The organism is Neorhizobium sp. JUb45 (genome assembly GCF_004343585.1).
In the GTDB taxonomy this organism is placed as follows: domain Bacteria; phylum Pseudomonadota; class Alphaproteobacteria; order Rhizobiales; family Rhizobiaceae; genus Neorhizobium.
The window spans coordinates 17774-31790 of the sequence record NZ_SLYW01000010.1; the positions used below are offsets into that span (position 1 = coordinate 17774).

Annotated in this window: 14 protein-coding genes; 9 read left to right on the forward strand and 5 right to left on the reverse strand. The window is 57.9% G+C overall.

What is annotated here, in order from left to right:
• Window positions 1–69: 69 nt before the first annotated feature.
• Together EDF70_RS25110 and EDF70_RS25115 are read right to left on the reverse strand one after the other, a co-directional pair.
• Window positions 70–672, reverse strand: coding sequence for a class I SAM-dependent methyltransferase (locus tag EDF70_RS25110; protein ID WP_132279410.1), 603 nt, complete (start codon window positions 670–672; stop codon window positions 70–72).
• Window positions 673–766: 94 nt separating this feature from the next.
• Entirely contained in the window at window positions 767–1141 is a 375-nt protein-coding gene (locus tag EDF70_RS25115; RefSeq protein WP_132279413.1) for a hypothetical protein, read from the reverse strand.
• A gap of 627 nt (window positions 1142–1768) precedes the next feature.
• Between EDF70_RS25115 and EDF70_RS25120 the strand changes: the two genes are divergently transcribed.
• On the forward strand, window positions 1769–2269 hold the full coding sequence (locus EDF70_RS25120; RefSeq protein WP_165932129.1) for a DUF4037 domain-containing protein: 501 nt from the start codon (window positions 1769–1771) through the stop codon (window positions 2267–2269).
• A 772-nt stretch (window positions 2270–3041) separates the two neighbouring features.
• Here EDF70_RS25120 and repC read toward each other — a convergent pair.
• The 3 genes from repC to repA form a co-directional block, all read right to left on the reverse strand.
• Window positions 3042–4256, reverse strand: coding sequence for a plasmid replication protein RepC (repC, locus tag EDF70_RS25130; protein ID WP_132279419.1), 1215 nt, complete (start codon window positions 4254–4256; stop codon window positions 3042–3044).
• A 174-nt stretch (window positions 4257–4430) separates the two neighbouring features.
• A complete protein-coding gene (gene repB / locus EDF70_RS25135) occupies window positions 4431–5390 on the reverse strand; it encodes a plasmid partitioning protein RepB (protein ID WP_132279422.1) in 960 nt (319 codons plus the stop codon).
• A gap of 102 nt (window positions 5391–5492) precedes the next feature.
• Complete coding sequence (repA, locus tag EDF70_RS25140) at window positions 5493–6689, reverse strand: plasmid partitioning protein RepA (protein WP_020046783.1); 1197 nt, start codon at window positions 6687–6689, stop codon at window positions 5493–5495.
• A gap of 366 nt (window positions 6690–7055) precedes the next feature.
• On the opposite strand from repA, the gene EDF70_RS25145 reads away from it, so the two are divergent.
• The 8 genes from EDF70_RS25145 to trbL are packed head-to-tail and all read left to right on the forward strand — an operon-like array spanning window position 7056 to window position 14009.
• Window positions 7056–7691: an acyl-homoserine-lactone synthase gene (locus EDF70_RS25145; protein WP_132279425.1), complete on the forward strand. Its 636-nt coding sequence runs from the start codon at window positions 7056–7058 to the stop codon at window positions 7689–7691.
• Complete coding sequence (trbB, locus tag EDF70_RS25150; RefSeq protein WP_132279428.1) at window positions 7688–8659, forward strand: P-type conjugative transfer ATPase TrbB; 972 nt, start codon at window positions 7688–7690, stop codon at window positions 8657–8659. The genes EDF70_RS25145 and trbB overlap by 4 nt, the downstream gene beginning before the upstream one ends.
• On the forward strand, window positions 8649–9053 hold the full coding sequence (gene trbC, locus EDF70_RS25155; RefSeq protein WP_132279431.1) for a conjugal transfer pilin TrbC: 405 nt from the start codon (window positions 8649–8651) through the stop codon (window positions 9051–9053). Before trbB ends, trbC begins: the two co-directional genes overlap by 11 nt.
• The gene (locus EDF70_RS25160; RefSeq protein WP_080867871.1) at window positions 9046–9345 is read left to right on the forward strand and encodes a conjugal transfer protein TrbD; all 300 of its coding nucleotides are present in this window, start codon (window positions 9046–9048) and stop codon (window positions 9343–9345) included. Before trbC ends, EDF70_RS25160 begins: the two co-directional genes overlap by 8 nt.
• 9 nt (window positions 9346–9354) lie before the next feature.
• Complete coding sequence (locus EDF70_RS25165; protein WP_132279434.1) at window positions 9355–11823, forward strand: conjugal transfer protein TrbE; 2469 nt, start codon at window positions 9355–9357, stop codon at window positions 11821–11823.
• Window positions 11795–12604: a P-type conjugative transfer protein TrbJ gene (gene trbJ / locus EDF70_RS25170; RefSeq protein WP_132279437.1), complete on the forward strand. Its 810-nt coding sequence runs from the start codon at window positions 11795–11797 to the stop codon at window positions 12602–12604. The genes EDF70_RS25165 and trbJ overlap by 29 nt, the downstream gene beginning before the upstream one ends.
• On the forward strand, window positions 12601–12828 hold the full coding sequence (gene trbK / locus EDF70_RS25175; RefSeq protein WP_132279440.1) for an entry exclusion protein TrbK: 228 nt from the start codon (window positions 12601–12603) through the stop codon (window positions 12826–12828). Before trbJ ends, trbK begins: the two co-directional genes overlap by 4 nt.
• The gene (gene trbL / locus EDF70_RS25180) at window positions 12822–14009 is read left to right on the forward strand and encodes a P-type conjugative transfer protein TrbL (protein ID WP_132279443.1); all 1188 of its coding nucleotides are present in this window, start codon (window positions 12822–12824) and stop codon (window positions 14007–14009) included. The genes trbK and trbL overlap by 7 nt, the downstream gene beginning before the upstream one ends.
• Window positions 14010–14017: the final 8 nt, after the last annotated feature.

The window sequence follows — 14017 nt, forward strand, 5'->3', positions numbered from 1 at the left end:
CCATAGCGGGTTGGATCCCTGCTGCGGTAAGCTGTCGCAAAAATCAGGATTTTTGCGATACCCTCACGGCTACCGCTGACGCGCCAGCCAGACCGTGTGCCCGCCACAGTCAGGGTCATCCGCAACATGGGCCACAACATCAAAGCCATTCTGGTCGAGCAGCAGGCGGTATTCGTCGGGGTCGAGGCTGGCATGATAGAGGGGCTCCCCTTGCAACGTCCCGATAGCTTCGCCGAAGTTGGGACCGCTCGTGAACATTAATGGTGCTTCCGGTTCGACATTTTCGCGGAAGATGGGGAACATCATGTGCTGATCGTGAGGCGCAAGGTGAAAGAAGCTGTCCCAAGCGATAAGCCCGCCATATCTCCGATCCAGTTTCAGCGAGCGCATATCCGCCACTTCCGCCGTTTCGCCTGGCAGATTTGCCCGGAATAGGTCGATCATCTCGGGCGAGCTGTCCACGCCAGTAACCGGATGACCTCTGGCGGCAAGGTAACGGGCGATCGGCTCGCCCGATCCGCATCCAATGTCGAGCACCGACGCTCCTCGCCTCAGGATGTCGGCAAACCGCTCTATCCATGAACGCTCCCACAGCACCGTACCGCGAGCACTTGTCCAGGCGCCTGCATGGCGACGATAGAGATCTATGATATGGGCGGCTGCGTCGGTCATGGCCTTAGGGTCAATTCTTATCTCCGGTTTTGCAAATGTCCCGGATTTGCTCGAATTTCATAGCTGACGTTTGCAGCGCCTGGCGGCGGCTGGCTCAGCCGTCCCACTGGCACAAATGCAGCAGGACGCCGGCTGGGTCGTGAACGAAGACCACGGCCGCACCGTAGGCCTGCCTGGATGCTGGTTGCACCCGTGCTTCCGCGAAGCTGTCGTCGTTTAGCACTGCCGCAACGTGCGTATGCCAAGCAAGGGCGTCATCGACCGTGATGTGGAGCATGGTGTTCTCGGCGACATCCTTCAGGTAGTAATCCTGGATGTAGAAGTGCTGTTCGTCACCAAGCGTCACCAGCGCTAGTTTCGGCCCAACATCGCGGGTTTCCCAGCCCAACGCGGCATAGAACCGTTTGGACAACGCGAAATCCTTCGCGGGAATGAACGGACGAATGTCTGAGACTTTCAACTTGTTCACGACGGTCTCGATGAACTGGGGGCTGGAGCTACCAGAATCTGCCGTTTGTCATCAGCGGTCTTGTCATTCATTCCTGCGATACTTTCAAAGTGCTGGTGTGATGTTGTCGGCTTTTCTAGCCGATCCGCAGCACTGTTGGTATGTCTCTGGCGTCGCGAAAATCTCGAATCTCGCACGATATACTAGCCCGACTTTTGAAGCGCTGCAAAATTAGGATTTTTGCGGCGGATGCTTCCGACATAAAACCGACCAGGAGCTATGCTGAACAGCTCAAAGGGAACTGACGACGGTAGTGAAGCGAGTGCCACAAGGGATCGGGATAGGTCTATCGGAAAGGTTCTATCGAACGCTCGTAGCCCCCATCATGCAGGAGCATTTCTCCGAGTTGCCATATGCGGCATGCCGGATCGGTCTTAGCTCTGAAGTCCTCGGCTATGAAACGGAGATTTCGGCTGATCACGACTATGGCCCTTGTGTGCAGGTACTTCTTTCAGAGGCTGATTTTGCTGCACCGCAGATCAACTGATGTCAGTTCTTGACCGACGATTGCCAGCTAAATTCGAGGAGTGGGCCGTCCGGTATCCAACTAATGTGCGGCCTGCTAGGGTAGATGTACGGGAGCCAGGAATGCTGGGCTCGGATCACGGGGTCGAACTCTACACGCTGCACGCTTGGTGCGAACGCTTCCTCGGCCGCCAATTTTCCGAAGACCTCTCCGCACGGGATTGGTTGTCCTACTCGGAACAGCTTTTTATGATGGTGACGGCGGGCTCGGTCTTTCGTGACGATCTCGGTGAGTTGACGGCTCTACGGAACAGACTGGCCTACTTCCCTCGTGATGTCTGGCTGTACAAACTCGCAGCGCAATGGGGGAGGATAGCCGAAGAGCGCGCCTATATCGGACGAACCGGGGAGGCTGGCGACGAAATCGGCTCCCGAATTATAGCTGCTCGCATGGTCGGAAATATCATGCGGCTTGCAATGCTGATTGAGCGTCAATACGCACCTTATGCCAAGTGGTTCGGAACCGCTTTTTCACGGCTGGAATGCGCCTCCGAGCTAAAGCCGATCCTCCAGGAGATCTTGTCCGCAGAAAGCTGGCAGGCTCGGGAATCGAACCTCATGTGAGCTTGCCAGTTCGTAGCGGAGTTGCAGATCGCGAAGGAGGTGCCAGGCGCAATCGCTCCGGTTTTGGGCACGCTTCATAAGCGATCATTCCGCTTCATTGACTCCCTGATAATCTTTGATGCGCTCCGTGCTGCAATCGAAATAGCCAACTGCAACAACTTCAGGAGTTCGGAGGCGCGGATCAGTTCCTCAGCAGCAATTTTGTGCTCGCGGTTCCTGCCTTTTCGGAAGCAGCGACAAGGGCGCTGTGGGACTCGACGTAGAGATGTCGCTGCAAAGCACAGCATATCTCTTTCAGAAAGAGAAAACCAAACTCCGGTCTGTCGCAGAACTCCCGATTAAAGCGAGACTTGTTTTTCCGACTTATGCGGCGTCGCAGAATAAGGAGTTATGCACATGTCACGATGGCAGATGCTGGTGCAAATCTGTTAGGCGGTCGCTGTCCAACTCCTTTAGTCGGTCTTGGACAGCAGCCGCTCAATTTGCAGCGATATTTTTATCTTCGGCATCATGCGCCAACCGTTTCATCACGCCATTAATGACACTGGATTGAATCCAATTTCCACGTCCCGGAAAAAAGTTGCCAGCCGGAAACTCTAACAGCGAAAAAAAAATATCACTGTACCATCAGTCGCTTCACGCTCCGATCATTGGAAAAACTGACACCTCGCCGCGGCTCGGAATAGAACGGCGTGAGTGGTAAATTCGACAAAGCTCCTCTTCGGCGTATGGCGTTCTTAAGGTTTGGAGCGTCTTTTCTTTCAACTGTCATTTACGCCGATCTCTGTCCGGCTTCACCGTTCAATCGCAGCAGTGCCATGACCATCGGTCCAAGGGAAAACTCGCCACGCCCCGCCCGGTTGGTGAGATCACGCAGATAGCCACCGGCGGAATTGATGTGCCCTGCCCTCTCCAGGATACAGGCAATCGCAACAGCTGCATTTTCAGGCCCCATGGTTTCGCAGGCCTCCTGGTAGGCGGACGGACTGACGCCCAGCATCGATCTCACCACGATCGCTGCAGACATGAGATCGCGCCAACCACCCACAGCGCCTGCCGGTCCATAGTCGGTAATCTGCGGGCATGCCTTCAGCACTACACCCAGAGGAAAGGCCTTCAGCGTGTCGTTGTTAGGCCCGCGTCTCTTGCTCGGCTTTTCGCCCTGCTCTTTTTCAGAGCTAGGTTCAAGTTCATGCAAGGATTCGGATTTTGAACTCTGTATGTGCTGCTCACTATGGGCAGCATTGGTGCTATTAAATTCTGAATTCGACTGCGTATCCAACAGATTAAGGATTTCCTCGCGAAGAAGCTCAAGTTCATCGAGGATGCTGGCGACGTCAGCGAGGGTTGGGGACCGTGGAATGCGGGCAACGAGGTCGATGTACATCGCCTCAATCGCCATCCAGTCGCCGTCCGCCCCCTCCTCTATCGCAGCAGTGATGAGCTTGCGGACATCCCGGCGGCAGATTGTCAGGTTCTCTTTTGACTTACGGAATGCGAACCGAGCAGCGACGACTTTTTGCGCGATGACGGCAAGCTCTTCGGATCGGGCAAGGATTGGCGAAAGGTCGAACCCAAACGCATTCTCGATCTCGCCAGCGTCGTTCTTCCTCGCATAGCGTTTACCGTTGGCACTATCCTTGCGAACAATAAGGCCCGCATCGACCAGAAGCGCAAGATGACGACGTAACGTGGCGCCTGCCATGCCGTGGGCTCGAAGGATTAATTGCGCGTTTGAAGGAAACACCACGAGCTGCGCGTCCTGGCGCAATTCGTTTTCCGGATAGAAGCTCAGGAGCGCGTCGAGCACAGCTAGGCTGTTCGACTGCAGGCCGAGTTCTTCTCTCGCTTCCGAGGCATCACGGAAGACTTTCCATTTGTCGACCGTTTTCCCGGCCTTGATATCGTTTGTGACCACTTGCTGCTTCACCAAGGCGAGCGTCATCGGCCGCCGCCCAAAGGGCGTCGTTACACTTCCTGTCTGCATTTCTTTCACCTTTCAAAAGGCAAAGAAAAGGCTTCGCCAAGACGGCGTTGACTCTTGACTGAGATTCCGGGAAATGCGATTCTCTAAGCGACCAAACTGAGAGAGGCCTTCTGGAACACCGTTTCGGAGGGCTTTTTCTTTGCGCTATCGTTCCTTTCCTGTTTGCGATTTGCCCTACTGCTTCGACCTCTTGAACGAAGCGTAGATCTCTGGGAGGGCCGACATCAGGAAGTCCGCAAAATCCGGAGCGGCCTTTTTGTCGATCATTAAAGTCAGCGTACGCTTGTCTTGCTTGTAACGAGCAGCCTTGGTGCCGTCCTCAGCTTTCCAAACTTCCGTTTCAGTCTTCACTGCCTTTGTCTTCTTAGGGGTGACAGCTTCGAATACTCGAGCGAAACGCTCGTCAGAATTCAAGCTTTTCACCGCATCGTCATTGAGTAACGTACGGGCAGTTTCGGAAGCGCCATCTTGTCCCAGGCGGCCTGACAATTCGTACCAACGGTCCCGACCGGTTTTAGGGGCCGCGCCGATCAAGCGGATAATATCTGCTGGAAGCTGTTTGGCGGCCTGGATCAACCGGGAAAGATTGCTTTTATCAACCGCAAGAGCCGCCATGATGACCGGCCGCTGAAATCCACCGGCTTCAAGCTCTGCGGCGTATAGGGCGCGCTCAATAAATGAAAGATCCTGCCGAGCGCTGTTCTCTTGCCCTTGCGCCAGAACCAACTCGTCATCCGACAAGGTGCGAATCGCAGCCTTCACTTTGATGCCGGCAGCCTTCACTGCTCTCAGGCGTCGGCGCCCGTAGGCAATCTGGTATCGACCTTCGACAGACGGGTGAGGGCGCACGAGGATGGGAACCTGCTGACCGTGCTCTTTTATGTTACGAGCGAACTCTTCGAACTGCTCTGGAGACTCCTCCAAGCGGTCTGCCACGAGCGGCGCGTCAATGAGATCTGGATCGAGTTCCGTAAGCGACTGCGACTTCAAAAGCTCAATGGAGCGCGAGACCGCACCTATCGCACCACGTGGGGAATACTGCGGAGTGGCAGCATCCTGCGCGGCAATGTCTTCGGAGTTTCCGGCTGGCAACTTTGGTCCAGCAAGGTCGGAGAGCAGGTGTTTTCTAGCCATTAGTAGCCCCCTCGGGTGTCGAGATTGCCGCCCCACAATAAGGGGTTTTCCGAAAGTTTCCGGCTGACAACTTTTGCGCTTCTACGCGAGATGCGAGCGTCCTCATTTCCGCCCCCATGCGCTTTGAATGAGCTGTGCGATTTCAGTATTCACGTTGTCCAGCGACTCCATCGCCCGGTCGTAGGTGGCGCGCGTAAACTGGTCACGGCTGACTTCATAGAGCGTCTGCTTCGTAATCCCGGCGTCGGAGATAGCTGTACTTTTCAACATTGGATGATTTAGGACATGGTCACCGAACATCGTCCTCATAAACGATACCATCTGGTTCTGAGGACCATCACCGGGCTCGTAGCGAGTGACTAGGTACCGCATCCAGTCGTAATTCATGCTTCCGCCTGCATCGGCGACGACGCTCAGCAATTCCGATGTCATCAAAAGAAACTGGCACATGGACATGACGTCCAGCATTTGCGGATGAACCGTGACGAGGACGGCGGTTGCTGCACACAGAGCGGAAATGGTTAGAAAGCCAAGCTGCGGAGGGCAATCGACGACGACGACATCATAGTCGTCCGCGACTGAAGCAATCGCGTCGTCCATGCGCGTGAAGAAGATGTTTTTCCGATCGTTCGAGCCCAAGACCTTTGCCGTATCGTGCTCGAACTCCATCAGCTCAAGGTTGCCTGGCACCAGATCAAGGTTGGCGAAATAGGTCTTCTTGATCACGTCTTTTAACGGGCGACGTTCAGCGTCATAGCGCATCGCACCGTAAAGCGTCTCATTGTCCTTGACGTCGAACTCCGGCTGGAAGCCGTGCAGTGCCGACATACTGGCCTGCGGATCAAGATCAATCGCAAGAACACGATAGCCGTTCAGGGCGAGATATTGCGCCAAGTGTGCAGCTGTTGTCGTCTTCCCGCTGCCACCTTTGAAATTGACAACCGTGATGACCTGCAAATGCTCTTTGCCTGATCGTTTGGGTGAGTAGCGGCGATCGTTTTTCCCGGTTAGATCAAGGTATTCGCGCAAGGCCTGGATCGTTTCGACCGTATAGGAGCGACGATTGTTGTTGCCAATTTCAGGCTGAGGACCTTTGCCTTCGATCGAAAGGTGACGAAGATATCCGTCGTTGACACCGATAAGCTTTGCAGCTTCCGTCGAGGAGAAGGAACGCAAAGTTTTGCGCGCCTCTGGCGGATACAACTTTACACGATGTTCGTGCAGCGCACCCGAGAGGTCTCGCGCGTGGGCCGCGATCAGTTTATGAATAGCCTTTTGAAGCTGAGCGGGATTTTCCACGACTTCCTCTCGTACACACGGTAATTTTCGTAAACACACCTATTTGCCGTGGATAGCACAACCGATTTCACCATGGTTTGCAAGATATTTAAAGTTAATCAATAGTTAACGCGTTTTCGTCGTATCAGCCGCTCATCCCAATTCCTTTATTTGAATCTGTCACTTACATCTGTTTGCGCAAGTCGATCTCGTTAGGGCGAAATGCAGATTTGCACATGAATCTCCTCAGCCTCGCTCACCATACGCTCACTTTCTAAGAGCTGGACCAGCGACTCGCTAGAATCACCTGAGGTGCAGATCTGCACATAGGCACACGTTGAAGGAGATGATTTCTGTCCGCATGACCTTGTTCAAGCGGAGATCATCATGCGGATATTGACCGTCGCACCCGACCAATACGAGCGCCATCGCAATGACCTGAGACAGATGCACCGTCTTCGCGCGATGGTATTTGGCGGACGTCTCGCATGGGACGTCTCCATCACCGCGGGAGAAGAGCGTGACCAGTACGATGATTGCAGACCGACTTATCTTCTGGCAATTGCCGACGGTGGAAACGTCGCAGGTTGCGTTCGTCTCCTTCCAGCTTCCGGTCCCACAATGCTGGAGCAGACCTTCCCCCAGCTTCTCAATGCAAGTTCACTTCGCCCTCATTCTGGGATGGTCGAGAGTTCACGCTTCTGCGTCGATACCTCACCTGCCTCGCAGAGGGGGGCAAGCCAACTGCATCTTGCGACGCTCACCTTGTTCGCCGGTATCATCGAATGGTCGATGGCGAGCGGCTACAGCGAGATCGTCACGGCTACCGATCTCCGCTTCGAGCGCATCCTGAAGCGAGCGGGATGGCCGATGCAGCGTCTCGGTGAACCGGCCACGATTGGTAACACCATCGCTATCGCTGGAAGCCTGCCGGCCGACCTTAGCAGCTTTGAGCAGGTTTGCCCGCAGGGTTTCCATTCGACCTCGCAGATCGATGGGTCATTGCTCAGGAGCGCTGCGTGACCCAACTCCGCTCCCATCCCCGCCTGGTCCGCAAACTGCAGGATGCACTTGGCGACCAACTCTGCATCGCCCTCGATGACGCGACGGTGGTTGAGATCATGCTCAATCCGGACGGCCGGCTGTTCATCGAACGGCTGGGGCACGGCGTCGCACCGGCCGGCGCAATGAGCACCGCCGCAGCCGAAGTTGTCATCGGCAGTGTTGCGCATGCCCTGCAGTCGGAGGCCGACGACGAGAGGCCCATCATCTCGGGCGAACTTCCGATTGGCGGACACCGCTTCGAGGGGCTGCTGCCACCGGTGGTCTCCGGACCAGCATTCACCATACGCCGTCGCGCCTCGCGTCTCATTCCACTGACAGAATACGTGAAGTCGAAGGTGATGACCGAGGCTCAGGCATCGGCGATTCGAAGCGCGATCGACGCTCGGATGAATATCGTCATCTCCGGGGGCACCGGGTCCGGAAAAACGACGCTTGCCAACGCCATCATCGCCGAGATTGTGGCGGCTGTCCCTGACGATCGGATGGTTATCCTCGAAGACACGGCAGAAATCCAATGCGCGGCCGAGAATGCCGTGTCGCTGCACACGAGCGATACCATCGACATGGCGCGTCTGCTCAAGAGCACGATGCGCCTGCGTCCGGATCGCATCATCGTTGGCGAGGTCCGCGACGGCGCGGCACTGACGCTGCTCAAGGCCTGGAATACCGGACATCCCGGCGGCGTCACCACGATCCATTCCAACACGGCGATGTCGGCCTTGCGCCGGCTAGAGCAATTGACGGCAGAAGCCAGCCAGCAGCCGATGCAGGACGTGATCGGCGAGGCCGTCGATCTCGTCGTCTCTATTGAGCGAACGGGGAAGGGAAGGCGGGTCCGTGAGGTGATCCACATCGAAGGATACCGCAACGGCCGCTACCAGACCGAACATTATGCCCAAATCGATGAGGACAGCCATGTCGCGTAGAACCAATATTTTACTCACCTGCGCGGCGCTAGTCGCCGTCTCAGTCGGTCTTGCAGAACCGGCGCTGGCCTCATCGGGCGGCGGCGGTCTTCCCTGGGAATCGCCGCTGCAGCAGATCCAGCAATCTATCACCGGACCTGTCGCCGGGTTCATTGCACTGGCCGCTGTCGCCATTGCAGGCGCCATGCTGATCTTCGGAGGCGAGCTGAATGATTTCGCGCGACGGCTTTGCTATGTCGCGCTGGTGGGCGGGGTACTCCTCGGTGCTACCCAGATCGTTGCTCTCTTCGGTGCGACCGGAGCCTCCATCGGCGAGGGCCACGCACAGGCCGAGCAAGGAACTCCCGAACCGAGGATGAGGCCGGCCATAGCGGGGGAGGGGGCTCATGGCTGAGGCCGGCTCCTCTCTGGCACGGTCGCGTGTGCACAGGGCGTTATCGCGTCCGAACCTGTTGATGGGCGCAGACCGCGAGCTCGTGCTGCTGACGGCGCTGGCCGCCATCATCCTGATCTTCGTTGTCCTGACCTGGTACGCGGCACTATTCGGCATTGCGATCTGGCTGGTCGCAGTCGCGGCGCTGCGCATGATGGCCAAATCCGATCCACTGATGCGCCGGGTCTACCTCCGGCATATTTCCTACAAGACGTTCTACCGCGCGACCTCTTCGCCGTGGCGCAAGTTCTGAGGATTTCAGATGGTCGCCCTCAAATCATTCCGCCACTCCGGACCGTCCTTTGCCGATCTGGTGCCCTATGCCGGGTTGGTCGACAATGGCGTTATCCTGCTGAAAGACGGTTCGCTGATGGCCGGCTGGTACTTTGCCGGGCCGGATAGCGAAAGCTCGACGGACGCCGAGCGCAACGAGGTGTCGCGACAGATCAATGCCATCTTGTCGCGGCTGGGCTCGGGATGGATGATACAGGTCGAGGCTATCAGGGTGCCAACTAGCGATTACCCGACCGAGACTGAATCCCATTTTCCCGATCCGGTCACGCGCGCCATCGACGACGAGCGGCGGATGCATTTCCAGAAGGAGAAGGGGCATTTTGAGAGCCGGCATGCTCTGATCCTGACCTGGCGGCCACCGGAGCCACGGCGCTCCGGGCTGACGCGGTATGTCTATTCGGATGCGGCCAGCCGTTCAGCCACCTATGCCGACAAGGCACTCGAGAGTTTCCTCACCTCGATCCGCGAGGTCGAACAGTATCTCGCCAATGTCGTGTCGATCCGCCGGATGATGACGCGGGAAACGTCGGATCGCGGTGGGTTCCGCGTCGCACGCTACGACGAGCTCTTTCAGTTCATTCGCTTCTGCGTGACCGGAGAGAACCATCCGGTGCGCCTACCAGACATCCCAATGTATCTCGACTGGCTGGTGACGGCCGAGTTGCAGCATGGCCTGACCCCAATGGTCGAGAACCGGTTTCTCGGTGTGGTCGCGATCGATGGCCTCCCGGCCGAAAGCTGGCCGGGCATTCTCAATACGCTCGACCGGATGCCGCTCACCTATCGTTGGTCTTCCCGCTTCGTCTTCCTCGATACTGAGGAAGCAAGGGCAAGGCTCGAGCGCACTCGGAAGAAGTGGCAGCAGAAAGTACGACCGTTCTTCGATCAGCTTTTCCAAACCCAGAGCCGCTCTGTCGATCAGGACGCCATGCTGATGGTGGCGGAAACCGAAGACGCTATTGCCGAAGCCTCCTCGCAGCTCGTCGCCTATGGCTATTACACACCGGTCATCGTCATTTTCGAAGAAGACTCAGGTCGCCTCCAGGAAAAGTGCGAAGCTATCCGCCGGCTGATCCAGGCCGAAGGTTTTGGCGCACGTATCGAGACGTTGAACGCCACGGATGCGTTTCTCGGCAGTCTTCCAGGCGTCTCCTACGCCAATATCCGCGAGCCGTTGATCAATACCCGCAATCTAGCCGACCTCATCCCGCTCAATTCCGTCTGGTCGGGCAGTCCAGTAGCACCTTGCCCGTTCTATCCGCCGGCGTCGCCGCCGCTGATGCAGGTGGCCTCCGGATCGACGCCGTTCCGGCTCAACCTGCATGTCGAAGATGTCGGCCATACGCTGATCTTCGGCCCGACCGGGTCGGGAAAGTCGACGCTGCTGGCGCTGGTTGCCGCCCAGTTCCGACGTTATGCCGATGCGCAGGTGTTCGCCTTCGACAAGGGCGGCTCGATGCTGCCGCTGACGATGGGCATCGACGGTGATCACTACCAGATCGGCGGCGATATCGGCCCGTCGGCTGGTGGTGAGGTGAAGGCGCTTGCATTTTGCCCGCTCGCTGAACTGTCGACCGACGGCGACCGCGCCTGGGCCTCCGAGTGGATCGAGATGCTGGTGGCGCTGCAAGGTGTGACCATCACCCCGGACTATCGCAACGCCATCTCCAGGCAGTTGTCGCTGATGGCGGAATCCCGTGGCCGCTCGCTGTCAGATTTCGTTTCCGGCGTGCAGATGCGCGAAATCAAGGACGCTCTGCATCACTACACCGTCGACGGCCCGATGGGCCAGTTGCTCGATGCCGAGCAGGACGGCCTGGCGCTTGGCGCGTTCCAGTGCTTCGAGATCGAGGAACTGATGAACATGGGCGAGCGCAATCTCGTCCCCGTTCTCACCTACCTGTTTCGGCGCATCGAGAAACGCCTGACCGGCGCGCCTAGCCTGATCATTCTCGACGAGGCCTGGTTGATGCTCGGCCATCCGGTGTTTCGGGACAAGATCCGCGAATGGCTGAAGGTGCTGCGCAAGGCCAATTGTGCTGTCGTGCTCGCCACCCAGTCGATCTCCGACGCGGAGCGGTCCGGCATCATCGATGTGCTGAAGGAGAGCTGCCCGACCAAGATTTGCCTGCCAAACGGGGCGGCACGCGAACCGGGCACGCGGGAGTTCTATGAGCGCATCGGCTTCAACGAGCGGCAGATCGAGATCGTCGCAACTGCAATTCCCAAGCGTGAATACTACGTCGTCTCGCCGGGAGGCCGGAGGCTCTTCAACATGGCGCTCGGTCCGGTCGCGCTCTCGTTTGTCGGGGCGACTGGCAAGGAAGACCTCAAGCGCATCCGTAGCCTGCACTCCGAACACGGGGCCGCATGGCCTCTTCACTGGCTCCAGCAAAGGGGGATCGCCCATGCCGAGACATTTTTTCCGACTGAATAATATCGTGTGGGCCACTGCCATAGCAGCCGTCATTATACCCGCCATGTCTCCGGCTTCAGTTCATGCTGGCGGCGTGACAGGCCAAGCGACCGAATGGACCCAGATCGCCAACAATACCGAACTGATTTCCCTCGTGGGCAAGTCGGCCGAACAGGTCAACAACCAGATTACCCAGATCTCGCAGCTTGCCGAGCAGATCCAGAACCAGATCAACATCTACAACAATATGCTGCAGAACACAGCGCAATTGCCGAGCCACATCTGGGGTCAGGTCGAGAATGACCTGAAGAACCTGCAGAACGTCGTGGAGCAGGGGCAGGGGGTCGCCTTCTCGATGGGCAATATCGACGACGTGCTCAAGCAGCGTTTCCAAAGCTTCGCCGAGATGAAAAGCAACCTGCCCGACGGGGCAGGCTTCTCGTCCACCTATCAGAACTGGTCCGACACCAACCGCGATACGATCGGGGGCACTTTGAAGGCCGCAAACCTGACGGCCGACCAGTTCTCGAGCGAGGAAAGCACGATGTCATCGCTGCGCTCGATGTCGGAATCAGCCGACGGGCAGATGAAGGCGCTGCAGGTTGGACACCAGATCGCCGCCCAGCAGGTCGCGCAGATGCAAAAACTGCGGGGTCTCGTCTCTCAGCAGATGACGATGATGGGCACGTGGTTTCACTCGGAACAGGCGCAAAAGGATCTCGCTCAGGCGCGCCGGGAAAAATTCTTTAGCGGAAGCGAGCATGATATCCGTGGCGGGCAGACGATGGAGCCCCGCTGGTGAGCCCGCGCCTTGTCATCATCCTCGTTGTCGTGGGGATCATCGCGTCCGGCGTAAGCATTGCCAGGTGGATCGTCCAGCCACCTCCAGCAGCCCTGTCCGGAACGGGCGAAGCCTCACCGCAAGCTGCATCAGACGCAGACCGCCGGGCTCACCGGGAAAAGTTCTTTGGCGGCAACGCCGAGCGCGACATTGGCAGTGGCCAGGAGATGAAGCCGAGATGGTGATCGTTCATCCCTCCCGGCGCGTGGAGCTCGCCTTCGTCGCGATCGGCCTCGTCCTGATAGCGAGCACGCCGGCCTTGGCGCAGCAGGGTCAAGTGCTGACGACCCTGGAGAACTCCGTCGTTGCGGCCGCCAAGGGCTGGGAGGCGACGGTCATGAATGCGGCGCGGTCGTTGTTCTGGATCCTTGCCGGAATCGAGGTCGGCATTGCCGCAGTATGGCTGGCAATTAACGCTGCCTCGCTCGACAGCTGGTTCGCGGAACTCGTGAAGCGCATCATGTTCATCGGGCTATTTGCCTTCATCCTCGATCGGGGGCCGGCCTTCGCCAAGGCCGTGGTCGACAGTCTCTACCAGATCGGTGCCGGCGGTGGGTCGGCCTCCCCCGCCAACATTTTTGACGCCGGCATTCGTGTCGCGACCAAGATGTCGGAACAGGCGAAGTTTGGCCTCTTCGAGGATAACTCCCTGGCGATCGCCGCCGTCTTCGCCATGGTCGTGGTCGTCGTCTGCTTCTCGCTCGTTGCCGCGATCTTCGTCTCGGTGATGGTGGAAATGTATGTCGGCTTGCTCGCCGGCATGATCATGCTCGGGTTGGGCGGTACGTCCTATACCAAGGATTTTGCCATCAAATATCTGGTCTACGCCTTCTCCGTCGGCATGAAACTGATGGCGCTGGTCATGATCGCCAAGATTGGCTCCGACATCCTGCTGGGCCTGGCCGAAGCACCGACAGCAACATCAGAGCAGTTCATCACGACGCTGGCGATCGCCGGCATCTCTGTCGTGGTCTTCGTCATCGCCATGTATGTGCCGCCAATCCTGCAGGGTGTCGTTCAAGGCGCCTCCGTTTCCGGTGGCATGGAAGCAATCCGCCACGGCGGACAGGCCGCATCTTTTGCGGCGGGTGCCGGCTTTCTGGCGACGGCAGCAGCCAGCAGAGGTTTTCAGGCTGCAAGTGCGGCAAGGGCAGGGGGAGCGTCCCTCGGCAGTGCCGCCATGCGTGGCATGGAGGCCGGGATTGGTGGTGCGGCAGGTGCTGTCGGGTCAGCGGCCAAGGATAAGGCGATCGCTTCCCCCGGCGCCTATGCCGGATCGCTGCTGGGGCTTGCCAATGCCAAACTCGACCAGCAGTCGGGTCGAACCGCATCGCCTCCACCACCGCCACTTAACGAGACCAAATAACTGGAGGC

Bases quoted from the DNA above. Each gene is read 5' to 3' on its own strand.
- EDF70_RS25110 (WP_132279410.1), bottom strand. From the start codon at position 672: ATGACCGACGCAGCCGCCCATATCATAGATCTCTATCGTCGCCATGCA.
- EDF70_RS25120 (WP_165932129.1), top strand. From the start codon at position 1,769: ATGCTGGGCTCGGATCACGGGGTCGAACTCTACACGCTGCACGCTTGG.
- repC (WP_132279419.1), bottom strand. From the start codon at position 4,256: ATGCAGACAGGAAGTGTAACGACGCCCTTTGGGCGGCGGCCGATGACG.
- repB (WP_132279422.1), bottom strand. From the start codon at position 5,390: ATGGCTAGAAAACACCTGCTCTCCGACCTTGCTGGACCAAAGTTGCCA.
- EDF70_RS25145 (WP_132279425.1), top strand. From the start codon at position 7,056: ATGCGGATATTGACCGTCGCACCCGACCAATACGAGCGCCATCGCAAT.
- trbC (WP_132279431.1), top strand. From the start codon at position 8,649: ATGTCGCGTAGAACCAATATTTTACTCACCTGCGCGGCGCTAGTCGCC.
- EDF70_RS25160 (WP_080867871.1), top strand. From the start codon at position 9,046: ATGGCTGAGGCCGGCTCCTCTCTGGCACGGTCGCGTGTGCACAGGGCG.
- EDF70_RS25165 (WP_132279434.1), top strand. From the start codon at position 9,355: ATGGTCGCCCTCAAATCATTCCGCCACTCCGGACCGTCCTTTGCCGAT.
- trbJ (WP_132279437.1), top strand. From the start codon at position 11,795: ATGCCGAGACATTTTTTCCGACTGAATAATATCGTGTGGGCCACTGCC.
- trbL (WP_132279443.1), top strand. From the start codon at position 12,822: ATGGTGATCGTTCATCCCTCCCGGCGCGTGGAGCTCGCCTTCGTCGCG.